The organism is Pseudomonas sp. Ors-4-3C, assembly GCF_055755035.1.
The window spans coordinates 1,365,744-1,389,241 of record NZ_CM146900.1; the positions used below are offsets into that span (position 1 = coordinate 1,365,744).

General features: G+C 61.9%; 16 protein-coding genes. 11 read left to right on the forward strand and 5 right to left on the reverse strand.

The window, feature by feature from the left end:
- The first annotated feature begins 45 nt into the window (after window positions 1–45).
- From ACVHNU_RS06215 to ACVHNU_RS06225, 3 genes are all read left to right on the forward strand, one after another.
- Window positions 46–912, forward strand: a complete 867-nt coding sequence (locus ACVHNU_RS06215) for a pirin family protein (protein ID WP_473019223.1) — start codon at window positions 46–48, stop codon at window positions 910–912.
- Window positions 913–1,121: 209 nt separating this feature from the next.
- The gene (locus ACVHNU_RS06220; RefSeq protein ID WP_226501910.1) at window positions 1,122–2,564 is read left to right on the forward strand and encodes a mechanosensitive ion channel domain-containing protein; all 1,443 of its coding nucleotides are present in this window, start codon (window positions 1,122–1,124) and stop codon (window positions 2,562–2,564) included.
- 97 nt (window positions 2,565–2,661) lie between these two features.
- Window positions 2,662–3,102 (forward strand): carboxymuconolactone decarboxylase family protein, encoded by a 441-nt coding sequence (locus ACVHNU_RS06225; RefSeq protein ID WP_003223476.1) that lies wholly within the window; start codon window positions 2,662–2,664, stop codon window positions 3,100–3,102.
- 165 nt (window positions 3,103–3,267) lie between these two features.
- On the opposite strand, the gene ACVHNU_RS06230 is transcribed toward ACVHNU_RS06225, so the two are convergent.
- Both ACVHNU_RS06230 and ACVHNU_RS06235 read right to left on the reverse strand, forming a co-directional pair.
- Window positions 3,268–4,860 (reverse strand): DHA2 family efflux MFS transporter permease subunit, encoded by a 1,593-nt coding sequence (locus tag ACVHNU_RS06230; protein WP_473019224.1) that lies wholly within the window; start codon window positions 4,858–4,860, stop codon window positions 3,268–3,270.
- The gene (locus tag ACVHNU_RS06235) at window positions 4,857–5,978 is read right to left on the reverse strand and encodes an HlyD family secretion protein (RefSeq protein ID WP_473019225.1); all 1,122 of its coding nucleotides are present in this window, start codon (window positions 5,976–5,978) and stop codon (window positions 4,857–4,859) included. The genes ACVHNU_RS06230 and ACVHNU_RS06235 overlap by 4 nt, the downstream gene beginning before the upstream one ends.
- 355 nt (window positions 5,979–6,333) lie before the next feature.
- Here ACVHNU_RS06235 and ACVHNU_RS06240 point away from each other — a divergent pair, with 355 nt between their 5' ends.
- The 3 genes from ACVHNU_RS06240 (at window position 6,334) to ACVHNU_RS06250 (ending at window position 13,367) form a co-directional block, all read left to right on the forward strand.
- Window positions 6,334–8,061, forward strand: a complete 1,728-nt coding sequence (locus ACVHNU_RS06240; protein ID WP_473019226.1) for a ShlB/FhaC/HecB family hemolysin secretion/activation protein — start codon at window positions 6,334–6,336, stop codon at window positions 8,059–8,061.
- 113 nt (window positions 8,062–8,174) lie between these two features.
- On the forward strand, window positions 8,175–12,644 hold the full coding sequence (locus ACVHNU_RS06245) for a hemagglutinin repeat-containing protein (protein WP_473019227.1): 4,470 nt from the start codon (window positions 8,175–8,177) through the stop codon (window positions 12,642–12,644).
- Window positions 12,645–12,986: 342 nt separating this feature from the next.
- Complete coding sequence (locus ACVHNU_RS06250; protein ID WP_473019228.1) at window positions 12,987–13,367, forward strand: hypothetical protein; 381 nt, start codon at window positions 12,987–12,989, stop codon at window positions 13,365–13,367.
- A 128-nt stretch (window positions 13,368–13,495) separates the two neighbouring features.
- Here ACVHNU_RS06250 and nhaA read toward each other — a convergent pair whose 3' ends face one another.
- Window positions 13,496–14,746, reverse strand: a complete 1,251-nt coding sequence (nhaA, locus tag ACVHNU_RS06255; protein WP_473020054.1) for a Na+/H+ antiporter NhaA — start codon at window positions 14,744–14,746, stop codon at window positions 13,496–13,498.
- A gap of 224 nt (window positions 14,747–14,970) precedes the next feature.
- Between nhaA and ACVHNU_RS06260 the strand changes: the two genes are divergently transcribed.
- The 4 genes from ACVHNU_RS06260 (at window position 14,971) to ACVHNU_RS06275 (ending at window position 19,490) form a co-directional block, all read left to right on the forward strand.
- Window positions 14,971–15,348 (forward strand): c-type cytochrome, encoded by a 378-nt coding sequence (locus ACVHNU_RS06260; RefSeq protein ID WP_473019229.1) that lies wholly within the window; start codon window positions 14,971–14,973, stop codon window positions 15,346–15,348.
- Between the two features lie 95 nt (window positions 15,349–15,443).
- Window positions 15,444–15,944, forward strand: a complete 501-nt coding sequence (locus ACVHNU_RS06265; RefSeq protein ID WP_003223490.1) for a sigma-70 family RNA polymerase sigma factor — start codon at window positions 15,444–15,446, stop codon at window positions 15,942–15,944.
- Window positions 15,945–15,984: 40 nt separating this feature from the next.
- Window positions 15,985–16,968, forward strand: coding sequence for a FecR family protein (locus tag ACVHNU_RS06270; RefSeq protein ID WP_473019230.1), 984 nt, complete (start codon window positions 15,985–15,987; stop codon window positions 16,966–16,968).
- A 98-nt stretch (window positions 16,969–17,066) separates the two neighbouring features.
- Window positions 17,067–19,490 carry a TonB-dependent siderophore receptor gene (locus tag ACVHNU_RS06275; protein WP_473019231.1) on the forward strand — a complete coding sequence of 808 codons (2,424 nt, stop codon included), beginning with the start codon at window positions 17,067–17,069 and terminating at the stop codon, window positions 19,488–19,490.
- A gap of 117 nt (window positions 19,491–19,607) precedes the next feature.
- Here ACVHNU_RS06275 and ACVHNU_RS06280 read toward each other — a convergent pair whose 3' ends face one another.
- The gene (locus ACVHNU_RS06280) at window positions 19,608–20,759 is read right to left on the reverse strand and encodes an MFS transporter (RefSeq protein ID WP_473019232.1); all 1,152 of its coding nucleotides are present in this window, start codon (window positions 20,757–20,759) and stop codon (window positions 19,608–19,610) included.
- A 372-nt stretch (window positions 20,760–21,131) separates the two neighbouring features.
- On the opposite strand from ACVHNU_RS06280, the gene ACVHNU_RS06285 reads away from it, so the two are divergent.
- Window positions 21,132–22,112, forward strand: a complete 981-nt coding sequence (locus tag ACVHNU_RS06285) for a diaminopimelate epimerase (protein ID WP_473019233.1) — start codon at window positions 21,132–21,134, stop codon at window positions 22,110–22,112.
- Window positions 22,113–22,241: 129 nt separating this feature from the next.
- Here ACVHNU_RS06285 and codA read toward each other — a convergent pair whose 3' ends face one another.
- On the reverse strand, window positions 22,242–23,489 hold the full coding sequence (codA, locus tag ACVHNU_RS06290) for a cytosine deaminase (protein ID WP_003223501.1): 1,248 nt from the start codon (window positions 23,487–23,489) through the stop codon (window positions 22,242–22,244).
- Between the last annotated feature and the right edge of the window lie 9 nt (window positions 23,490–23,498).

Sequence of the window (23,498 nt, forward strand, 5' to 3'; positions counted from 1 at the left end):
GATTTAAGCTCAATCCATTGCGTCACCCACCTTTTGGAGGCAACCATGAAAAACATCATCGGTATCTACACCAGCCCTCGCGGCCATTGGGTCGGCGATGGCTTCCCGGTTCGCACCCTGTTTTCCTACGACAATCTGGGCAAACACATCAGCCCGTTTCTGCTGCTCGATCACGCCGGCCCGGCCGAATTCACTCCGACCACCGAGCGCCGTGGCGTCGGCCAGCACCCGCACCGTGGTTTTGAAACGGTGACCATCGTCTACGACGGCGAAGTGCAGCACCGCGACTCGACCGGCAGCGGCGGCACCATCGGCCCGGGCGATGTGCAGTGGATGACGGCGGCGTCCGGGATCCTGCACGAAGAGTTTCACTCGGATGATTTCGCCAGAACCGGCGGCAAGCTGGAAATGGTGCAACTCTGGGTCAACCTGCCAGCCAAGGACAAAATGGCCGCCCCCGGCTACCAGACCATTCTTGATCGTGACATTCCGAATATCGCGCTGAAGGACCGCGCCGGCAGCCTGCGGCTGATTGCCGGTGAGTTCCAGGGGCATAAAGGCCCGTCGCAGACCTTCACGCCGATCGATGTCTGGGACCTGCGGTTGAACGCCGGCAAGTTGCTGACACTGGATCTGCACGAAGGGCGCAACACCGCGCTGGTGCTGTTGAAAGGTTCGGTGACGATCAACGGTGCGCAAACGGCGGGTGTCGGGCAGTTGGTGCTGTTCGAGCGCGACGGTCGTCAGTTGACCCTTGAGGCCAGTGAAGACGCGGTGGTGTTGCTGCTCAGCGGCGAGCCGATCGACGAACCGATTGTCGGCCATGGCCCGTTCGTGATGAACACCGAGCAGGAAATTCATCAGGCATTCGCCGACTTCCAGTCCGGGCAATTCGGCCGAATGCACGGGTAACTACCCCCCCCTGTGGGAGCGGGCTTGCTCGCGAAAGCGGAGTGTCAGTCGATGCGTGTCTGACTGATCCACCGCCTTCGCGAGCAAGCCCGCTCTCACATTGGTTTTTGGGTGTTTTTGCGCGGGCGTTCATCCTCTGAAATCAATTGCTCCTACACTTGCCCAATCTGTGCGATCTTCTCGCGATTGGCCCCTGTCGGAGTGGTTTGATGTTGTCTTTTTTGAGCGAACATCCGTTGTTCTGCGCGTTGATCCTGATCCTCCTCGATCTCGGGCTGTGGCGCCTGATCAGCTCCCGTGGCAGCGAGTGGAAGCTGCTGGTGCGAGTGCTGATTTTCAGCCTGTTCAGCGTGCTGTTGTTCAACGAAGGCCTGAATCCGATGGAGCCGGCGCCGTGGGCCGACAACGTGCCGCTGCATCTGGCGGCGACCGGCTTGCAGATCGGTTGGTGGCTGTTCGGCGCGCGCACCCTGACCGTGCTGATCGGCGCGGTGATGATGCAGCGGGTCGGCCACACCGGGCGACTGTTGCAGGATCTGCTCGGTGCGGTGATTTTCCTGATCGCGATTATCGCCGCGCTGGCCTATGTGCTCGATCTGCCGGTCAAAGGCGTGCTGGCGACGTCCGGGGCCTTGGCGATCATCGTCGGTCTGGCGTTGCAGAGCACCTTGAGCGACGTGTTCTCCGGGATTGTGCTCAACACCACCAAGCCCTATCAGATCGATGACTGGATCTCCATCGACGGCACCGAAGGCCGGGTCGTCGATATCGACTGGCGCGCCACGCGTCTGCAAACCAGTCAGGGCAGCATGGCAGTGATTCCCAACTCGCTGGCGGCCAAGGCCAAGATCATCAACTTCAGCCGACCGAGCAACATGTTCGGGGTGGCCGTCAGCGTCCAGGTCAGCCCACACGCTCGCCCCAACACGGTGATCGACGCGCTGGAACGGGCGATGCAGGGCTGCCGTCCGCTGCTCGACAATCCTTCGCCGAGCGTCGCGTTGAAAAGCTCCAGCAGCGCCGGTGCGGAATATGAGATCAGCGGTTTCGTCTCGTCGATGGATCAGAAGCGCTCGGTGCGCAATCAGCTGTTCGATCTGGCTTACCGACACTTGCAGGCGTCCGGGATCAATCTGTTGTCGAGCGTCGAACCGATTGTCACCGGCAACCTCTCGCGGCCACGGGCGTTGCTCGACAGTTCGCCGATTTTCTCCACGCTGCGTCAGGAAGAAAAAGACACCTTCAGCCAGAACATGACCCTGCAGACCTTCCGCGCCGGGGAGACGATTCTCGATGCCGGGGAGGTCAGCGATCATTTGTTCATCATCGAATCCGGCGTGGTCAGCGTGACCTTGACCCGCCATGGCACGCCGTTCGAATCCGGGCGCATGGGGCCGGGGGAGGTGATCGGCGAGGCCGGCATCCTTTCCGATTCCTCGGTGCCGGCGACCTTCGCGGCGAAAACCTTTTGCGCGCTGTACCGCATCGAGAAGACCTACCTGAAGCCGTGCCTGGATGCGCGCCATGACATCAACGAGGCGATGAAAGCCTTGCTCGATTATCGCCTGCACAAGGCCCAGACCCTGACCCAGGACGTGCCGACCGTGGTGGCGAAAACCGGGTTCCTGCACTGGTTGCGCAATCGCGTGTGACGCGGTGGTCTACTCGTCTTCCGGGAGATTGGCTATTTGTCCGGGGCAGTGGCGGGACTACCTTAGTCACACATTCACTGGCCCCGGAAACTCCATCATGAAAGCTCGTACCGATTTCTACACCGCCTCCCCAGACGCCCTGAAAGCGATGATCGCGCTGGAAACCGCCGTCTCGAAACTGCCGCTGGAAAAGACTCTGGTCGAACTGGTCAAACTGCGTGCTTCGCAGATCAACGGCTGTGCGTTCTGCATCGACATGCACACCGCCGACGCGATCAAGGGCGGCGAGACTCCGCGCCGTCTGTTCGCCGTGACCGCGTGGCGTGAAGCGCCGTTCTTCACCGACCGCGAACGTGCGGCGCTGCTGTGGACCGAATCGCTGACCCAACTGAGCCTGACCCACGCCCCGGACGAAGACTACGACATCGTCGCGGCGCATTTCACACCCAAGGAAATGGTCGATCTGAGCGTGGCGATCAGCACCATCAACAGCTGGAACCGTCTGGCCGTGGGCTTCCGCAAAACCCCACAGCTCTGACAGTTCACGGTCGAAAACTGTGGGAGCGGGCTTGCTCCGGGCGGCGATCCGACGAAGGCGTCGTGTCAGGCACCTTAGTGGTTATCTGACACACCGCCTTCGTCGGATCGCCGCCCGGAGCAAGCCCGCTCCCACAGTGAAAAGCGCAAAACTTCAGAAGGGTGATCAATGCGCATCCGCACTCGGCGCGGCCGGTGGTTGCACCTTGCGCATCAAGGGCACCATCGCCGTTGCGACGATGAAGCACAGCATGATCATCAAAAAGGTATCGCCGTAGGTCTGGGTCTGCGCCTCGCGGTAGGTCAGTAGCCACAGCTGATGCAGGGCGGCGGTGATCCCGACATCACCGCTCTGACCCAGCGTCGCCAGGTTGCCACCGACCTGCGACAACCACTGATTCATCGCCTCGTTGCTGCTGTTCAAATGCTCGGCCAAACGAGTGAAGTGCAGGTTGGTGCGATCATTGAGAATGGTCGCGCACGCGGCAATGCCAATGGCCCCGCCCAGATTACGCATCAGGTTGAACAGCCCCGAAGCGTGCTTCAAGCGTGCCGGTGCCAACCCTCCCAAAGTCAGCGTCACCGCCGGCGGTACTGCCAGTTGCTGGGCGATCCCGCGCAACGCTTGCGGCAGCATCAACTGGCCCGCGCCCCAGTCGTGGGTGATCGGACTGAATTCCCACATCGACAATGCAAACAGCCCCAGCCCGATCATCATGATCCAGCGCAAATCCATGCGATTGGCGAGAAAGGCGTACAGCGGAATCGCCATGATCTGGAACACCCCGGTGGAAAAAACCGCCAGACCAATGTCCAGCGCGCTGTAGCCGCGTACCCGTCCGAGAAACAGCGGGGTCAGGTAAATCGTCGCGAACAGGCCGATCCCGGTGACAAAGGAAAAGAAACAGCCCAGGGCAAAATTGCGATCCTTGAGTGCCCGCAGATCGACGATCGGATTGGCCACGTGCAAGGTGCGCCCGATAAAGGCCAGACCCGCCAGACCGCTGATCCACGCGGTGGTCAGGATGGTGCTGTCACTGAACCAGTTCCAGCGCGGGCCTTCTTCGAGGGTGTATTCCAGGCAGCCGAGAAAGAGTGCGAGAAACACCATGCTCAGATAGTCCGCGCCCTTGAGCAGCGCCAGTTCCGGCTGGTCGATCTTCACCAGCATCGGCACTGCGACAGCGACGAAAACTCCCGGCACCAGGTTGATGTAGAACAGCCAGTGCCATGAGGAAATGTCGGTGATCCAGCCGCCGATCACCGGCCCCAAGGTCGGCGCCAGCGAAGCCACCGCACCGATGGTTGCGGCGGCGATCACCCGTTGTTTGCCGGTGAAGAAAAAGAACGCGGTGGTGAACACCAGCGGAATCATTGAGCCGCCGAGAAAGCCTTGCAGCGCACGAAAGGCGATCATGCTCTGGATGTTCCAGGCCACGCCGCAAAGCAGGCTGGCCAGGGTGAAGCCGACCGCCGAGGCGCAGAACAGCCAGCGCGTGGAGAACACCCGCGACAGCCAGCCCGACAGTGGAATCACGATGATTTCGGCGATCAGGTAACTGGTTTGCACCCACGCGGTTTCGTCGGTGCCGGCCGAGAGTCCGCCGCCAATGTCACGCAGCGACGCCGAGACGATCTGGATGTCCAGCAGCGCAATGAACATGCCGATGCACATGCTGGCGAAGGCGAACACTTTGGTCGCGGTGGCCATGTCGGCGGCGTTGAACGGTTGCGCCGGGGCGGAGAGGGCGGTACTCATGGCGCGACGGCCACCGCGCTGGTTTCGGCTTGCGCACGGGTGTCGACTTCAGCGGTCACCGACAGCCCCGGCCGCAGATGACCGAGCACACCGTCGGCCGGATCGAGGAGAATCCGCACCGGCACCCGCTGGACGATTTTGGTGAAGTTGCCGGTGGCGTTCTCCGGCGGCAGCACGCTGAATTGCGAGCCGGTGGCGGGAGCGAGGCTGTCGAGGCGGCCATGGAATTCCTGGCCGGAGAGCACGTCGGCACGGATGCTCACTCGTTGCCCGGGACGCATTCTGGCGAGTTGGTCTTCCTTGAAATTGGCATCGACCCACAGACCGCTGGCCGGCACTACCGACAACTGTTGCGAACCGGCCTGGGCGTATGCGCCGACCCTCGCGCGACGGTTGCCGATCACGCCGTCGACCGGTGCGCGCAGCTCGGTGTAGCCGAGGTTCAGTTGTGCCAGATCACGCTCGGCCCGGGCTTGTTGCAGGGCGGCGCGGGCCTGTTGTTTCTGGGTGTCGATCACTGCCAGTTGGCGCTGTGCGGCGAGCAGTTCGGCCTGGGCGCGGGCACTCAGGGCCTGGGCGGTCTTGAAGGTGGCGTCGGCGCGTTGGGCGCTTTCCACCGACACGGCATTGGTGCTGACCAGGCGTTTGTAGCGCGCATTGTCATCCCGCGAGCGGGCGGTTTCGGCACCGGCGGCATCGATGCCGGCGCGGGCCTGGCCGATCACCGCTTGCTGCAATTGTTCGGTAGCGTCGAGGTTGGCCAGCAGCGCCTCCTCGGCGGCAACGGCGCCCTCGGCTTTGGCGAGGTTGGCGCGGTAGTCACGTGCGTCGAGGCGGATCAGCACGTCACCGGCCTTCACTGGCTGGTTGTCACTGACCAGCACTTCTTCGATGTACCCGGCGACCTTCGGCCCGATCACCGTGACGTCGCCACCGATGTAGGCATCGTCGGTCTCCTCCAGAAAGCGCCCGGTGCCCCACCAGTGAGCGGCGTACACGCCGACCACCACCAGCGCGATCAGCCCGGCACCGGTCAGCAGCAGACGTTTGCGCAGTGGCGGCTTGGCAGGGGTGACCGGAACAGACAGCTCGGGCTCAAGGGTGGGCATGCTGGTCATGACGTAATACCTGTGGAAGATGATCGTTATTACGGTCGTAATATGACGCAAGTAATATTTTGTGGCAATTGAGTTTTTGTGCCGGTCGTCAGTTGCCTGTTTGCGACTCAGGTTTTGGAGCGGTTCCGCTAAACAGTTGCCGACGGGGAAGTGGGGCGGGCGCTGGAGAACTCGATATCCGCCCTCGGGGAAACCCTTATGCCTTGCGCCTTTGCTGGCGGTGAGCGCAGCAAAATCAATTGTTTAATAAATGTAAGCACTGTAGGAAGCGTCTTGCATTTGTGTAGGAAGGCTCTGACTATCACTCGCATTGATGGGGTGGCATTACGCCATTTTATGATTGCAAGGATGTTGCGTGCCGTATTCGCTTTGCGCTGTTTTCCGTCGTCGTTCCACGCTTTGCCCGCTGTTGTCGGCCTTTGTGTTGAGTGTGTGTGCTTCCTCGATTCAAGCGGCTGACCCTGTTGCGCCGGGCCAGGAAGTGCTGCGCCAGCAGCAACAGCAACAGCGCGATCTGCAACAACTGCAGATGGAACAACGCAAGCGCCAACTGGAGCGCGGTGCGTTCGGTCCGGCACCGGCCACGCCGGCCATCCCGCAAACCGTCACCCCCGATGAACGCTGCTGGCCGCTGAGCGGTACGCGCATTGGCGGCGTTACGCTGATCGACAGCGACAAACTCAACGCGCGGATCAAACCGCTGCTGGCGCCGTGCATGGGCGTCGGCCAGATCAACCATCTGCTGGCGACCATTACCGCCGCGTATGTCGAGCAGGGTTACATCGCCAGCCGCCCGTACCTGTTGAGCGCGCCGGCGGCGGGGCAGTCGCTGGACATCATGGTCGACGAGGGCTACATCGAGTCCATCGAGCTCGCCGATCAGAGCCTGCCCGTTTCGCTGGGCGGCGCGTTCCCGCATATGCTCGGCCAGCCGCTGAACCTGCGCGATCTGGAGCAGGGCCTGGATCAACTGAACCGCTTGCGTTCGATCGACCTGACCGCCGACATCGCCCCCGGTAGCCAACCGGGTGCCTCGCGCATCATCCTGCGCTCGCGCACCTCCGGGCAGTCGCGCTGGGCGTTGGGCCTGGGCATGGACAACCTTGGCAGCGCCAGCACCGGGCGTGACCGCGATACCGTCAGCCTGAGCTTCGACAGCCCGTTGCAACTCAACGATCTGTTGAGCCTCAGCGCCAGCGACACGTTGAATCAGGGCGACCGCTACAGTCGCAACGCCAGCCTGTATTACGCGATTCCCTACGGCTACTGGACCTACAGCGCGTTCGCCAGCCACGCCGAATACCGCGCGCCATTCAAACTGCCCAGCGCGACCTTGTACAGCACCGGCATCACCGATCAACTGAGCCTGCGCGCCGACCGCGTGTTATGGCGCGACCAGAGCCGCCAGCTCAGCGCCAATCTGCAGCTGGCGCACAAGGACGTCGACAGCTATCTGGAAAATGTCCGCCTGGGCATTCAAAGCCCGACCCTGACCGTGGCCGAAGCCGGACTCAACCTGTTCTGGCTCGACCGTGCGGTGTGGAATCTCGACTTCAGCTACTCACAAGGCTTGCGCTGGCTGGGCGCCGATGACGACGCCAATCATGCGGTCAGCAACCTGCCCAAAGCGCAGTTTCGCAAGTACCGCGCCGGCCTCAGTCAATGGCGCAACGGCCAGTTCGGCGCGCAAGCGTGGCAGTGGCAAAGCCAGCTCAATCTGCAATACAGCCCCGACCCCTTACCGGCCATCGAACAGTTGCTCGGCACCGATGATTCGGCGGTGCGCGGCTATCGGGTCAGCAGCGCTTCCGGTGCCAGCGGCGCGATCTGGCGCAACACTCTGCGTCTGCCGCTGCGCAGTGATTGGCCGGTGCAGATCACCCCGCGCGTGGGCCTGGACAACGGCTGGCTCAAGGCTGACCACGGCGCCCAGGGCCAACGCCTGAGCGGTGCCAGCGTCGGGCTGAATCTGGGCTGGAAGAATCTGCAAGTGGACATCGATTACCAACGCGCCCTCAACACCCCCAACGGTTTGCAGCACGAGCCGGAGACCTGGCTGATGCGCGTGGGGTTGCAGATATGAGCACTACCGAGACTCATCAAGCAGTGAACAAACAGCCGTCGGATCTGAGCGCGACAGCCACGGCCAAGACCAAATCGCGCGCCGTGATGCCGTACTTACATGGAGACGTTTTTATGCCAGCACACACCTTTGCATTCCATCTTTCTCCTCGGGGCAAATTGCGCTGGGCGATCGCCAGCCTGTTCTTCGCCGTGCACCTGCCCAGCGCCATCGCCGGCGGTGTGGTGGTCGCTCCCGGCCCCGGCGGCACCGCGCAATTGCAGACGCAGGGCGGCGTGCCCATCGTCAATATCGTCGCGCCCAACGGCTCGGGCCTGTCGCACAACCAGTTCCTCGACTACAACGTCGACCGTCAGGGCCTGGTGCTGAACAACGCCTTGCAGGCCGGGCAATCGCAGCTCGCCGGGCAACTGGCGGCCAACCCGCAACTGCAGGGCCAGGCGGCGAGCGTGATCCTCAACGAGGTGATCAGCCGCAACCCTTCGGCCATCAACGGCGCCCAGGAAATCTTCGGCCGTGCAGCCGATTATGTGCTGGCCAACCCCAACGGCATTTCGGTGAATGGCGGCAGTTTCATCAACACGCCGAACGCCAGTCTGCTGGTCGGGCGTCCGGAATTGAACGACGGCAAACTGCAAGCCCTGAGCAGCCGCGACGCCAGCGGTCAGTTGCAGATCCAGAGTGGTGGCCTGCGTAACGCCGAGGGTTCGGTCAACCTGATCGCCCCGCGTATCGACAGCCAGGGCCGCATCGACGCCCGCGATCAGCTGAACCTCATGGTCGGACGCAATCAGGTCGATTACGCCAGCGGTCAGGTCAAAGCCGTGGACCCGGCGGGCAACACCCAGGATCAACGCATCGACGCCAGCCTGTTCGGCGCGATGCAGGCCGGGCGCATCAATATCGTCAGCACCGCCGAAGGCGCGGGCGTGCGTGTGGGGGCGGTGCAAGTGGCCGGGCGTGACGGCGTGCAGATCCGTTCCGCCGGCGACCTCAGCGTCAGCGGTGAAGCCATCCCCAACAGCCTCGAAGTGACCCGTGCCGGCATTCGCAGCAGTCAGGGTGATGTCGGCCTGCACAGCGGCAACGACCTGACGCTGGCCGCCACCGATGTCAGTGGTCGCGACGTCAGCGTCAATGCCAAGCGCAACCTGACCCTGAGCACCGTCGAAAGCCGCAAGCTTCAGGAAAAACGCGAGAACTGGAGCAACAGCACCATCGGCATCACTTGGGAAACCTACGACCGGACCCAGACCGACAGTGAAACTCGCCAGCACGGCAGCCAGATCGTCGCCAGCCGCGACGCCAGGCTGACCTCCGGCAAAGACACCGAACTCAAAGCCGCGAAGGTTGAAGCGGCGAAAAATCTCGATGTGCAAAGCGGCGGCGATCTGCGCCTGACCGCGGCCACCGAAAGCCACACCCAGACCGATCAGGGCAACCATCGCAAGCATCTGTGGAAGGCCGACTGGAACAACAGCAGCGAAGAACAGCGCAGCATCAGCAGCCAGTTGAAGGGCGGCAATATCGCTCTGCAAACCGCCGCGTTGTTGCGTTCCGAAGGTGCTGAATTGAACAGCGCCGGTGATGTGAAACTGGCGGGCAAACAGGTGGAGGTCACCACGGCCACCCGCACCAACCGCAGCAATAACAACAGTTATTCTGGCGACCTGGTCGGCGGTGGTTTCTTCGGCAAGACCGGTGACGCCGACAAGGGCCAGACTCAGCATCAGGGCAGCAAAATCAACGCCGCCGGTAAACTGATCGTCAAGGCCGACGATGTACGCATCAGCGGCAGCCAGGTCCGTGGCGGCACCGAGGCCAGCGTGATCACCGATCAGGGTTCGCTGGTGATCGACGGCGTGCAGGACACCTCGCACAGCAACAACCACGACAAGGACAGCAAGTTCTTCGGCATCACCAAGGACGAGTCGCGGCAGAACGCCAAGGACAGCACCACCGTGCGCAGCGAGCTGGTCTCCGACAGCAACCTCAAGCTCAAGAGCGCCAAGGACATCGAAGTCGCCGGTTCCACGGTCAAGGCCGGCGGCGCGCTGACGGCGGACGCTGCGGGGGATGTGAACGTGCATTCCACGCAGAACAGCCACGACAGTAGTTCGACCACCGAGACCCGTGGCTTCGATGCCTACGCCAAAGAGCAAACGCCGGAGCAATACCGCGCCGGGGTGCACTACGAAGACAAGCAGCAGACCGTCACCCGTAATGACGTCAACCAGCAAGGTTCGAGCCTCAGCGGCGCCAGCGTGCAAGTGAAGGCCGGCGGCGACCTGACGATCAAGGGCGGTGAAGTCAAATCCACTGCTGGCGATACCACGCTGAGTGGCAAGAATGTGTCGTTGCTGGCCGAACAGGACAGCCACAAAACCTCATCCGACACCTCCAGCACCGGCGGTGGTTTCTACTACACCGGTGGCCTCGACCGAGCCGGCAGTGGTGTCGATTTTGCCCACAGCACCACGCAAGACAGCAGCAGCAAAACCACCGCGCAAACCACCCACTTGCAGAGCAGCGGCAGCCTGAACATCAACGCCGAAAAGCTGCTGACCGAAGGTGCGCAGGTCAAGGCCGGCAACGGCCTGAACGTCGCGGCCAACGCGATCGACAACCGCGCGGCCAGCAACACCGAAAGCACCACGCACAACCAGAGCAACTGGTCGGCGGACATCGGCGCCAACGTCGAGTACAAGGACATCGCCCGCCCGATTGCCGGTACGGTCAAGGATGTGCTCAATGCCAAAGTGCCGGACAAGGAAGCCCTGAGCAATTTCGGCCAGCCGAACGTCGGTCTCGACGTGGCGATCGGTCACGGCAGCGCCGAAAAGACCGAGCAGAACAGCAACGCTGTGGTCAGCGGTTTCGACGGTGGCAGCGTCGACGTGAAAACCGCCGGCACCCTGCACGACGAGGGCACCCAGTACAGTGCGAGCAACGGCAAGGTCAACATCAGCGCTGACAAACTGGTTGCCGATGCCGCGAGCAACACTCACAGCAGCACCGATAACTCGGTGGACGCCAAGGTCGACGTGCGCGTCTACACCAAGACCGGCGAAGACGTGAACGTCGCCGGCAGCGGCGCGGGCGGCAACAGCTACGCCAGCAAGGACAGCAGCAAGGCGGTGGTCGGCGGCTATGCCGGCAATCAAGGCGTGAACATCAACGTCGGCGGTAACGCGCAGTTCGCTGGCAGCCGTTTCGACGGCGGGCAGGGCGGTGTGAGCATCAAGGCTGGCGGCGATCTGGCGCTGAATCAGGCCAACGACCACCAAAGCAGCAGCGACTCCAGCCTGCGCGGCAACGGCTCGCTGACCGTTGGCACTTTGCCGGGCACCGACGGCACCAACGTCGATCTCGGCGCTGGCTTCCAGCTCGACCACACCGGCAAGCAGACCTCTGACACGCAGGCTCACGTGGCGAGCATCAGCGGCAACGGCCCGGTGCAACTGAGCAGCGGCGGCAATCAGGTCCAGCAAGGCACGCAGATCGACAGCGCCGGCGGCATTGAGCTGCACGCTGACGGCAAACTCGATCTGCAAGCGGCCGTTGATATCCACACCGCGACTGGCAGCAATCTCGGCGGCGGTTTAAAGGGCGGCGGTAGCAAATCCAGCAGCGAGAAGAGTCGTGATCAGGGCGGCAATCTGAGCGGCAACTTCAACATCGGCCGCATCAACGAAAACTCGCAAACCCTGACCGGTGGCCAGCTCAACAGCCAGAGCCAAATCGCCTTGAGCGGTGACGCGGTGCACCTGCAAGGCACGCAAGTTAGCGCGCCGAACGTCAGCATCGATGCGCAGAAGGGCGGTTTGGTTCAGGAGTCGGCGCAGTCCACCGAGAGCCGCAACAACTGGAACGTTGCGCTGAATGCCGGTGGCAACCTCAGCAGCAAGACGCCGACCGCAGCCGATGAAAAGGCCAGCAGCGATCACGGCTTCAATGCCGGGGCCAAGATTGGCGTCGACTACCTGCAAGGCACCACACAGCAGAACAGCCAGATCAAGGCTGACAGCGTGGTGCTCAACAGCGCAGGTGATGCACAACTGTCGGGCGCGCGGATCGACGCGAAAAATGTCAGTGGCAAGGTTGCTGGTGACTTGACTGTCGAAAGCCGTCAGGACGCGAAGACGCAAGCCACGGTCGATGTCGATCTGGGCCTGACCGCGAAGAAGAACCCACCGAGCGACAAGGAAAAACTCGCCGGCACTGACTACAAACCAACCCTGAAAGCGCAGGGCGAATACACCCACAAGGACAGCGTGGCGCAGGCCTCCGGCATCAGTGGCAATCAGGGTGTGAAGTTGAACGTTGGTGGTGGCACGCAGCTGACCGGTGCGCGCATTTCATCGACTGAAGGCAAGGTGGATCTGGGCGGTTCGAAGGTCGGTAGCAGCGATCTGGTCAGTCGTGAGTACGGGGTAAAAGCCGGACTGGACCTGCCGCAGAAAACCGAGGAGAACGCACCCAAGGTGTCGTTCGATAACGGCAATCTGAAAGTCGGTCCGGTGACCCTGAGCGGCAATCTGGACAGCCAGACCCGGCAAGCCGGGATCGACGAAAAAGGCTAAGCATCACCGCTGTAAAAACTGTGGGAGCGGGCTTGCTCGCGAAGGCGTCAATTCAGTCAGCGAAGCTGTTGACTGAACCAGCGCCATCGCTAGTAGGCTCGCTCGTCTTGATCTGGGGTCATTGCGGCGACAATAGTCACTGCTGAACCATCGCAGGCACACACGCAGGTCGAATATATATATATCGCGGATATTAATAACCGTTATAGCTAGACGCTTTAAAAAAACTGTCAGTTCTAACAGTTGTGAAGAGGACCTTGAAAAATCAGGATATGGATCCGGTACTTCAACCCAGAATGATTTCGTCCCGGCATCCAACAAATCTTTCAAGGAGCTACAAAAATGAGCGTGATCCTTTTTCCAGACTCAATTAACAACACTATCCTTTGCAGTGCGGATCCGATGAACGGTGTAAAGGTAAAAGTGCGGCTGTTGCCAGGCACGCAGATCGGGGCCGTATTGAAACTGGATTGGCAGGGATGTAGCGATCCGGCAGGCCAGCAACCCATTCCCGGTACCGAGACTTCGCTCAATCACTTTGTCACTAAGGCTGACATCTCCAATGGTGTTGACGAAACCATTGGTCAGTGGTTAACGCATATCAAGCCAATCAAACATGGATCGGCGCGTGTTACCTGTACGATCAATGGTGGCGGGGAGACAAATGCAGTGGTCCGGGTAATTTTAGTGAATTTCGATGGGCAGTTTTGCGACGAAGTTTGAGGTGCATAAAGACTGATTTGCACAGCGAGCGGGATCTTTCGCGGGCGCAATGTCTTGAGGGATCCAGAATCGTAGGGGCGCAACAGTTGCAGATTGCGTAGCTCGGCTGCTCCCAAGTCGCCTCAGTCTCAGTCAACGCGAGTTGACTGAGACTGCATGCTGCATAGGGTTAGTTCGAAGCCTTCGCCTTGCCCCGCGCTCATCAGCACGACCACCGCCAGCAGCGCGGACAAAATCGAACCCAGCAACACACCCACCTTCACCGAATCGACCAGGTGCGCTGCGCCCGGGAACGCCAGTGCGCCGATGAACAGGCTCATGGTGAAGCCGATCCCGCAGAGCAGGGCGACGCCGTACAGCTGCAGCCAGCTTGCGCCTTGCGGCAGCTGCGCGAGACCACTGCGAATCGCCAGGGCGCCGAGGCCGAGGATGCCGATCTGCTTGCCGAACAACAGCCCGAGCGCCACACCCAGCGGCACCGGCTCAAGCAGGTTGCTCGGAGAAATGCCGGCCAATGACACGCCGGCGTTGGCGAAACCGAAAATCGGCACCACGGCGAACGCCACCCACGGATGCATTTTTTCTTCGAGGTACAGCAGCGGCGAGTTGTGCTCGTCTTCCGGGTTACCCAGGGGAATGCACAGGGCCAGAATCACCCCGGCGAGGGTCGCGTGGATCCCCGATTGCAGCATGAAGAACCACAGGAAGGCGCCGGCGATCAGGTATGGCCAAAGCTTTTTGACACCGCAGCGATTGAGGATCACCAGCAGTGCAATCACCGCCAACGAGGCCAGCAGCATGCTTATCGACAGGCCGCTGGTGTAGAAAATCGCGATGATCACCACCGCGCCCAGGTCATCGAGGATGGCCAGCGCCGACAGGAAGATTTTCAGCGACACGGGTACCCGTTTGCCCAGCAGCGACAGAACGCCCAAGGCGAAAGCAATGTCGGTGGCTGCGGGGATCGCCCAACCGCTCAGGGTCTGCGGATTGCCCCAGTTGATTGCGACGTAGATCAAGGCTGGCACCAGCATCCCGCCCAAAGCGGCGAAACCCGGCAGCGCACGCTGACCCCAGGTCGACAATTGACCGGCGAGCATTTCGCGCTTGATCTCCAGGCCCACCAGCATGAAGAAGATCGCCATCAGGCCATCGTTCACCCAGTGCTCGATCGACAAGCCAGCGACTTTGATATGCAGGGTAGAGAAATACGTGGCCGCCCAAGGCGAGTTGGCGACCAACAGTGCGGCGAGGGCCGCGGCCATCAGGATCAGACCACCGGCGGACTCGGCGGCGAAGAATCGGGAGAGAAAGGCCAGGGCAGACGGCGACTCCTGGCGGGCAGGGGCAGCATGCAGGCGTGACGGATCGTGGCTCATAGGCACGGCAACTCCGCGCGGCGGCCCGACCTGCGCTGAATTAAACCTGCCCTGCCGCGTTGTTGCGGTGGCACCCGGGCGGCATTTTACACAATAGGCGGGACGGCTGCGAAAAACTCGACGACGTGGGTCGCTGCCCGGCAATTTCTCGATACGTGGAAATTGGCTTCCTGATGTGTGCTTAGCTGTGCGCCGTCCGTTTCAGCCTCTGACCCTCTATAAAAATGAAAACAACCCTCGTCACCTTATTCGCTTTGTTATCAGTCATTCAGACCTCCCTGTCCGTTGCGGAAAATGTCAACGGCAAAAATCTGTATGTCCAGCGATGTGCTGTGTGCCACGGCGCCGATATCAAGGCAACCGGGCCATTGGCCAATAAAAGCAATCCGCCAACGCCTGACCTGACAACAGCCACCTTCAAGAAACGCCTTAAGGATTATCCGGGCGTCATCGTGTCCTCGATCATCCTTCGTCCCAATGGAAACCTGATTCCAAAAACCTTGCAGGACAACGGCGTGAAGATCGCGCCGCACGCCTGGAGCGTTCAGGATTTTCGCGATCTGCATCAATACATGAGTGAGGTGATTGCAATAGCACGATGACCTGGAGATGAACGGCGGATCGGGTCTCCAAGGAATGAATTGCCGGGCTTAATAGGAAGCATTACTATTCACACCTCTTTCCACCACACGCTGCCATGAACCCCATGCTGCCCCGCAGACCCGGCTTTTTCGAGCATTACGAAGAGTTGATCGGCACCTGGACCCGGCGTCTGCGCAATCGCGCGCAGGCCGAGGACTTGGCGCACGACACCTTTGTGCGGGTGCTCGAATCCGATTCGGCAGCGGTGCAGCAGCCACGGGCGTATTTGCACCAGACCGCACGCAACATCGCGGTCGACGGTTATCGGCGTGAGGATCGGCGGGAAGCCATGGAGTCGCAGGCGATCGATCACAGTGTGTCGTCCACCGGCGACCCGGAGCATTACATGCAGGCGATCCAGTTGGCCGACTCCATCGAACGGGCGCTGCAGGAACTGCCGCTCAACTGCCGGAAGATTTTCGTCTGGCAGAAGATCGAAGGCCTGACCCAGGCGGAAATCGCTGAGCGCCTGGGGCTGTCCAGAAATATGGTCGAAAAGTATATGATCCGCACCCTGCGCCACTTGCGCGATCGCCTCGACGGCATGCAGTCATGAGCGGCCGCCGCTTTTCATCCCCAGCCCGACAGGACATTCCATGATGGATACCCGTGATTGCGCGTGCGGGCAAACAACGGTGCGTGATGAGGCAGCACGCTGGTTTGTGCGTTTGCAGGAGCCACTGATCAGTGCCGACGAACAGCAGCGCTTCGACGCCTGGCTGCACCAGCATCCGCAACACCGTGACGAATTCCAGTTGCTGCAAGGCCTGTGGACGGCGGCGGATCTGCTGCCGGCGCCGCGCCTCAAGGCCCTCGTCGAAGCCCCGCTAACTCGTCGCGAACGTCGTCCGCTGGTGCGCTATGCCGTGGCGGCCAGTGTACTGGCGGTGGCGCTCGGCCTCGGTTTGTTCAGTGGCTTGAATCACCCGGACGGTTATAGCGCCGAGTTCGCGACGGCGTTGGGTGAGCGCAAGCATGTGGCGCTGCCGGACGGATCGGTGATCGACCTCAACAGCCGCAGCCGTTTGCAGGTGCGCTATGAGAAGGATCGGCGGCTGATCGAGTTGAGTGAAGGCGAGGCGATGTTCAGCGTTCAGCACGACACCGGGCGCCCGTTCGTGGTCGAGGCCGGTAGTGGCAAGGTCACGGTCACCGGCACGCGTTTCGATGTGCGCCGCGATGTGACGCAAACCCGGGTCGCGGTGGAGCAGGGCACGGTCAAGGTGCAGGGGCGCAATACGCCGGACAACGAGTTCATCAACCTGACCGCAGGCCTCGGCACCCATGTCGATGCCGAGGGCAAAGTCGCTGCCGCGTATGCGGTCAAGCCCGCCGAACTGACGGCCTGGCGCAGCGGCAAACTGGTGTTCAACAACGCCAGTCTCAGCGAAGTGGCGGCGGAAGTTTCGCGTTATCGCGACAAGCCACTGACGGTCAGCAACCCGGCCGTGGCCGGTCTGCGCCTGACCAGCGTGTTCAAATCCGACAACACCGACGCCTTGCTCAAGGCCCTGCCAAACATCCTGCCGGTGGCCGTCCGCACCCTGGCCGATGGCAGTCAGGAAATAATTTCAAAATAAAATTCAGGTTTTTTTCGAGTTCATCGTCTTCCTGTTCAACTGCAACTGGTTTGCATTAACAGACGCACACTCTTGCGATCCACAGGACTACGTTCGACGTGAAAAACACCTCAGCCAACAACAAAAAATCCCCTTGGTTGCCGCTGGCCCTCGCGCTGGCGGTCAATGCGGCGATGCCGCTGGCCTATGCCGCCGAGGCCATTCACATCCGCGCCCAGCCGTTGGGCCAGGCCCTGAGCGAGCTGGGCCAGCAAACCTCGCTGCAGGTGTTTTTCAGCCCGGATCTGGTCGCCGGCAAACAGGCTCCGGCGGTCGATGGCGACATTTCTCCCGAGCAGGCGTTGCGCCAATTGTTGCAGGGCAGCGGCCTGGACTATCAGATCAACGAAGGCTCGGTGACCCTGTCGCCGGCCGCAACTGCCGCCAGCAATGGCCCGCTGGAACTGGGCGTGACCGACATCAAAGTGGTCGGCGACTGGCTCGGCGACGCCGATGCCGCCGTGGTGCAGAACCACCCGGGCGCACGCACGGTGATCCGCCGCGAAGCCATGGTCGAGCAGGGCGCGATGAACGTCAGTGACGTGCTCAAGCGCGTGCCCGGTGTGCAGGTGCAGGACTCCAACGGCACCGGCGGCAGCGACATCGCGCTGAACGTCGGCGTGCGGGGCCTGACTTCGCGCCTGTCGCCACGCTCCACGGTGCTGATTGACGGCGTGCCCGCCGCGTTCGCGCCGTACGGTCAGCCACAACTGTCGATGGCGCCGATCTCCTCGGGCAACCTCGACAGCATCGACGTGGTACGCGGCGCCGGTTCCGTGCGTTACGGCCCGCAGAACGTGGGTGGCGTGATCAACTTCGTCACCCGCGCCATTCCGGAAAAAGCCACCGGGGAAATCGGCACCACGCTGGAGACCACCCGTTACGGCGGCTGGAAGCACATCGACACGGCGTTCCTCGGCGGCACCGCTGACAACGGCATGGGCGTGGCGCTGTTGTATTCCGGGGTCAACGGCAACGGTTACCGCGAGCGCAACAACGACAACGACATCGACGACGTGCTGCTCAAGACCCATTGGGCGCCGACCGATCAGGACGATTTCAGCCTCAACTTCCATTACTACGACGCCAGTGCCGACATGCCCGGCGGCCTGACGCAAAAGCAGTACGACGACAAACCGTATGATTCGGTTCGCGATTACGACAATTTCAGCGGGCGGCGCAAAGACGTGTCGTTCAAGTGGATTCGCCAGATCGACGAGCGCACCCAGGCAGAAATCCTCACCTATTACACCGACAGCTTTCGCGGCAGCACCATCGCCGCCCGCGACCAGAAAACCCTCAGCTCGTACCCGCGTTCCTACTACACCCTTGGTGTCGAGCCGCGGGTGTCGCGGGTCTTCGACGTCGGCCCGACCACTCAGGAAGTCAGCGTCGGTTATCGCTACCTGAAAGAGGCGATGCACGAGCAGTCGAGCCGTCTGGCGCTGGTCAACAATCAGCCGGTGGTCACCCCGACGTCCGATGGTCATGTGTTCCAGGACCGCACCGGTGGCACCGAGGCCAACTCGGTGTATGTCGACAACAAGATCGACGTCGGCAACTGGACCATCACCCCGGGCATTCGCTTCGAACACATCAGCACCGACTGGCATGACCGCGCCGTACTCGACACCTCGGGCAAGCGCGTGCCAGAGAAAAACCGCAGCATCGAAAGCAACGAACCGCTGCCGGCGCTGAGCGTGATGTATCACCTGTCGGACGCGTGGAAACTGTTCGCCAACTACGAAACTTCGTTCGGCAGCCTGCAGTACTTCCAGCTCGGCCAGGGCGGCTCGGGTGACCAGACCGCCAACGGCCTGGAGCCGGAAAAGGCCAAGACCTACGAGATCGGTACGCGTTACAACGATGACGTGTGGGGCGGGGAAGTGACGCTGTTCTACATCGACTTCGATGACGAGCTGCAATACATCAGCAACGATGTCGGCTGGACCAACCTCGGTGCGACCAAGCACCAGGGTATCGAGGCGTCGGTGCATTACGACATGGCGGCGCTCGACCCGCGTCTCGACGGTCTGACCGCCAACGCCGGTTTCACCTACACCCGCGCCACCTACGAAGGTGAGATTCCGGGCTTCAAGGGCCGTGATCTGCCGTTCTATTCGCGGCAGGTGGCGACCGTGGGCTTGCGTTACGACATCAATCGCTGGACGTACAACATCGACGGTTTCGCCCAATCGAAACAGCGCTCGCCGGGCACCGGGGTCAACGCCGATGGCAGCTTCAACGGCAATTACATCACCGAAGGCACGGCTGACGGGCAGTACGGCGACATCCCGGGTTACGTGACCTGGAACGTGCGCGGCGGGTATGACTTCGGGCCGCAGGTGTCGAACCTGAAGCTCGGCGCCGGGGTGAAAAACATCTTCGACAAGCAGTATTTCACCCGTTCCAGCGACAACAATTCGGGGATGTATGTGGGCGCACCGCGGACGTTCTTTGTGCAGGCCAGCGTCGGTTTCTAATGACGCCTGACCCTGTGGCGAGGGAGCTTGCTCCCGCTGGACTGCGCAGCAGGCCCGACTTTTTGGGTCGCTTCGCAACCCGGCGGGAGCAAGCTCCCTCGCCACAATGATGGGTGTTCAGACCTTGAGGACTTTGCCGCCAATGGCCACGGCCACCAACAGCAGCGCCATCAAGCCGAAAGCAAAACTCAAACTGCTGGCATGCGCGACAAAGCCGATCACCGCCGGCCCCGCCAGAATCCCCGCATAACCCAGTGTGGTGATCGCCGGCACCGCGATGCTTTCCGGCATCACGGTTTGCTTGCCCACCGCCGTGTACAGCACCGGCACAATGTTCGAACAGCCGGCGCCGACCAGCGCATAACCCAGCAGCGCCGCTTCCCAGCTCGGGGCGAAGGTCGCCAGAAACAGGCCTGCCGCTGCCAGCAGACCGCCAAACAGAATCACCCGTGTGGCGCCCAGACGCCGGACAATCCGGTCACCCATCAAACGTCCGGCCGTCATGGTCAGGGCAAACGCCGCGTAACCGAGTCCTGCATAGGCTGTATCGATTCCGCGTTCCTGCGCGAGGAACACCGCGCTCCAGTCGAGCGCTGCGCCTTCGGTGAGGAACACGATGAAACACATCCCGCCGATGAACAGCACGATACCGTGGGGAATGGCGAATGCCGGGCCGGAGCTTTCACTGCCGTAGGGCAACATGTGCGGCACCGCTTTGAACAGTGCGCCGATCAACACCGCCACCACCACCAGCATCGCTGCCAGCGGCGTCAGCCCGAGGCCGAGCAGGGCGCTGACACCGGCCGCGCCGACGATCCCGCCGAGGCTGAACAGGCCATGAAACCCCGACATCATGTGCTTGCCGCTGGCCCGTTCGACGATCACCGCTTGCAGGTTGACGGTCGAATCCACCGTGCCCAAACCGGCGCCGAACATGAACAACGTGGCGATCAGCGCCGGTATCGACGACACCGTTGCCAGCAATGGCAGCGCCGCGCAAATCAGCAGGGTGCCGCCGGTGGCGACTTTGCGGCAGCCGAAGCGCGTGGCGAGAATCCCCGCCAGCGGCATCGCCAGAATCGAGCCGACTCCCAGGCACAACAGCAACAGGCCCAGCGTACCTTCATCGAGCCCGGCGCGGGCCTTGGCGTACGGCACCAGCGGCGCCCACGCGGCAATCCCGAGGCCGGCGATGAAAAAGGCGATGCGCGTCGACATCTGTTGCAGGTGTCCGGGGACGAGGGTGTCTTGGGGGTTGAGGCTGGTCATATCGATCCTTGGCAAAAAACGTCGCGTCCCCGAATGACAGTGATCGCGCGTCGAGGTTCGATCGCAGGTCTTGGGGAAGTGCAGTCGACATCCTAACCTGTAGGGATGAGTCTGCTCGCGATAGAGGTGTGTCAGCCAAAGAATATAGTGACTGACACACTGCCTTCGCGAGCAAGCCCGCTCCCACAGTGATCTGCGGATGACAGCGGATTTGTGAGCGCCTGCCATTTAATGTGGGAGCGGGCTTGCTCGCGAAGGCGGTGGCTCAGGCAATGACCAGGGCGCCTGACACTGCGCTATCGCGAGCAGGCTCACTCCTGCAGGGGATCGCGGTTTACAGTGAGGGCTTCGACAAGGTGAGTGAGGCCGGTGATGACGCAGTTCTACGATGCGCGGGGCAATATTTACGGGGTGATTTTGCCCCAGGCACTTCGTGAGGCGGGGATCGATTTGCCGGTCGGTGCGGCGCAGTGTGCTGTGTCGAGACCGGCATGGAGCCACGCAGCCATTGCGCTGTGCTGCGACTGGCCGGAGGGCCAGCGTCCGGCGGGGAGCAAATCGCACCGCAGCGATGGTCTGTTGATCGGCCCGTTCCAGTCAGCGCCGCCGTTCGACGTGCTGATCGTCAACACCGACGGCACCTTGGCCGAACGCAGTGGCAATGGTCTGACGATCTTTTCCCAGTCGTTGCTGGAGCAGGGGCTGATGCCGGCGGAAGGGGCGTCGCTGCGAGTGCATCACGACAAGGGTGATGCCGTGGAAACCTCGGTGAAACCGGCCGAAGTTGAAGGCGTGAACGGCTTCTGGCTGAACCTCGGTCAACCGGGCTTCGGGCCTTCTGCAGTGGGTGCGCAGCAGGTTGAAAAACGCACGTTCAATGGCAAGGAAGTCAGCCACGTAGAGCAACTGGCCGGGCTCAACCCAGCGTGGCAGCACAGCCAGTTCGTGCGCATCGGCAATCCGCATTGTGTGACATTGTTGAGCGATGTCGCCGATCTGCCGAGCAACCCGCAAATGCGCGAACCGCCATGGGCCGAAGGCCTGACCCGAATCGCCTACGCGATGCCGACCGGCGCCGGCCAGCCATGCCCGGCGGGCGTCAATCTGCAATGGGCGGTGCTTGAGTCAGCGCAGCGTATCGTCGCCCGGGTGTTCGAGCGTGGCGAAGGGCCGACGGCGTCTTCCGGCACCAGCGCCAGCGCAGTGGCGTGTGCGGCGTGGGCGGTGGGCTGGGTGTCGAGTGGGGAGGTGCAGGTGGTGATGCCGGGAGGAACGGCGCCGGTGTTGCTTGAAGAAGAGCGGGGTGAATTGGTGCGGGTCAGGCTGTTTGGTACGGCGCGATTGATCGGCTGAAGCGGCAATCGCCTTCGCTGGCAAGCCCGCGCCCACAGGGTTGTGTGGTGAACACAAATCACGCGTTCACTGCTGAATACTGTGGGAGCTGGCTTGCCAGTGGATGAGGTCATCAGCCTGACAACAGTTTCAGATTTGTCCGCCGCTGAACGCCACCACCGGCATCTGCCGCTGCATCAGCACCTTGCCGCCACGGATCGAATACAGCGGCAGGCCCTGGCTGCGGATCATTTCGTAATCGCTGTCCGCCGACAGAATCAGCAGGTTGGCCGGGCGTCCTTGTTCCAGGCCGTAACGCTCGCCCAGATGCATGGCCTTGGCGCTGTTATCGGTGACCAGATCCAGCGCGTTTTGCAGGTTGCGATAACCGAGCATATGGCAGATGTGCAACCCGGCCTCAAGCACGCGCAGGATGTTGCCGTTGCCCAGCGGATACCACGGATCGACGATCGAGTCCTGGCCGAAACACACGTTCATCCCGGCCTCCAGCAGCTCGTTGACCCGGGTCACGCCACGGCGTTTCGGGAAGTTGTCGAAGCGCCCCTGCAGGTGAATGCTTTCGGTCGGGCATGAGACGAAACTGATCCCGGAATGCCCGAGCAGGCGGAACAGTTTGGCGCAGTAAGCGTTGTCGTAAGAGCCCATTGCCGTGGTGTGGCTGGCCGTGACCCGCGCGCCCATGTCGCGGCTGCGTGCCTCTTCGGCGAGCACTTCGAGAAAGCGTGAGTGCGGGTCGTCGGTCTCGTCGCAATGCACATCCACCAGGCAACCGGTGCGTTCGGCCAGGTCCATCAGAAACTTCACTGAACTGACGCCCTGGTCGCGGGTGTACTCGAAATGCGGAATGCCGCCGACCACATCGGCGCCCATGCGAATCGCTTCTTCCATCAGCTCGCGACCGTTGCGGTACGACTCGATGCCTTCCTGCGGGAACGCGACGATTTGCAGGTCGATCAGATGCCGGGATTCTTCGCGCACTTCGAGCATCGCCTTGAGCGCGGTGAGCTGCGGATCGGTGACGTCGACGTGGGTGCGCACGTGCTGGATGCCGTGGGCGGCCAGCGCCTGAATGGTCTTCTTGGCGCGGGTTTTGGTGTCCTCTTCGGTGATGGTGACCTTGCGCTCGCCCCAGCACTCGATGCCCTCGAACAGCGTGCCGCTCATGTTCCAGCGTGGCTCGCCGGCCGTCAGCGTGGCGTCGAGGTGGATGTGCGGCTCGACGAAGGGCGGCACCACCAGATTGCCGCCGGCATCGAGGTCGCCGGGGTTGAGGGTCGGGGCTTCGGTCTGGCGACCGATGCTGCGGATCAGGCCGTCTTCCAGGTGCAATTCGTGCAAACCTTCCTGGTTGCGCAGTCGGGCGTTGATGATGTGCATCAGGCGAAT

Excerpts from the sequence above, each read along its gene's own strand:
- ACVHNU_RS06225 (WP_003223476.1), top strand. The coding sequence starts at position 2,662 with ATGAAAGCTCGTACCGATTTCTACACCGCCTCCCCAGACGCCCTGAAA.
- ACVHNU_RS06260 (WP_473019229.1), top strand. The coding sequence starts at position 14,971 with ATGAAAACAACCCTCGTCACCTTATTCGCTTTGTTATCAGTCATTCAG.
- ACVHNU_RS06230 (WP_473019224.1), bottom strand. The coding sequence starts at position 4,860 with ATGAGTACCGCCCTCTCCGCCCCGGCGCAACCGTTCAACGCCGCCGAC.
- ACVHNU_RS06285 (WP_473019233.1), top strand. The coding sequence starts at position 21,132 with ATGACGCAGTTCTACGATGCGCGGGGCAATATTTACGGGGTGATTTTG.
- ACVHNU_RS06235 (WP_473019225.1), bottom strand. The coding sequence starts at position 5,978 with ATGACCAGCATGCCCACCCTTGAGCCCGAGCTGTCTGTTCCGGTCACC.
- ACVHNU_RS06215 (WP_473019223.1), top strand. The coding sequence starts at position 46 with ATGAAAAACATCATCGGTATCTACACCAGCCCTCGCGGCCATTGGGTC.
- ACVHNU_RS06250 (WP_473019228.1), top strand. The coding sequence starts at position 12,987 with ATGAGCGTGATCCTTTTTCCAGACTCAATTAACAACACTATCCTTTGC.
- ACVHNU_RS06220 (WP_226501910.1), top strand. The coding sequence starts at position 1,122 with ATGTTGTCTTTTTTGAGCGAACATCCGTTGTTCTGCGCGTTGATCCTG.
- ACVHNU_RS06265 (WP_003223490.1), top strand. The coding sequence starts at position 15,444 with ATGAACCCCATGCTGCCCCGCAGACCCGGCTTTTTCGAGCATTACGAA.
- ACVHNU_RS06245 (WP_473019227.1), top strand. The coding sequence starts at position 8,175 with ATGCCAGCACACACCTTTGCATTCCATCTTTCTCCTCGGGGCAAATTG.
- ACVHNU_RS06280 (WP_473019232.1), bottom strand. The coding sequence starts at position 20,759 with ATGACCAGCCTCAACCCCCAAGACACCCTCGTCCCCGGACACCTGCAA.
- codA (WP_003223501.1), bottom strand. The coding sequence starts at position 23,489 with ATGCACATCATCAACGCCCGACTGCGCAACCAGGAAGGTTTGCACGAA.
- nhaA (WP_473020054.1), bottom strand. The coding sequence starts at position 14,746 with ATGAGCCACGATCCGTCACGCCTGCATGCTGCCCCTGCCCGCCAGGAG.
- ACVHNU_RS06270 (WP_473019230.1), top strand. The coding sequence starts at position 15,985 with ATGATGGATACCCGTGATTGCGCGTGCGGGCAAACAACGGTGCGTGAT.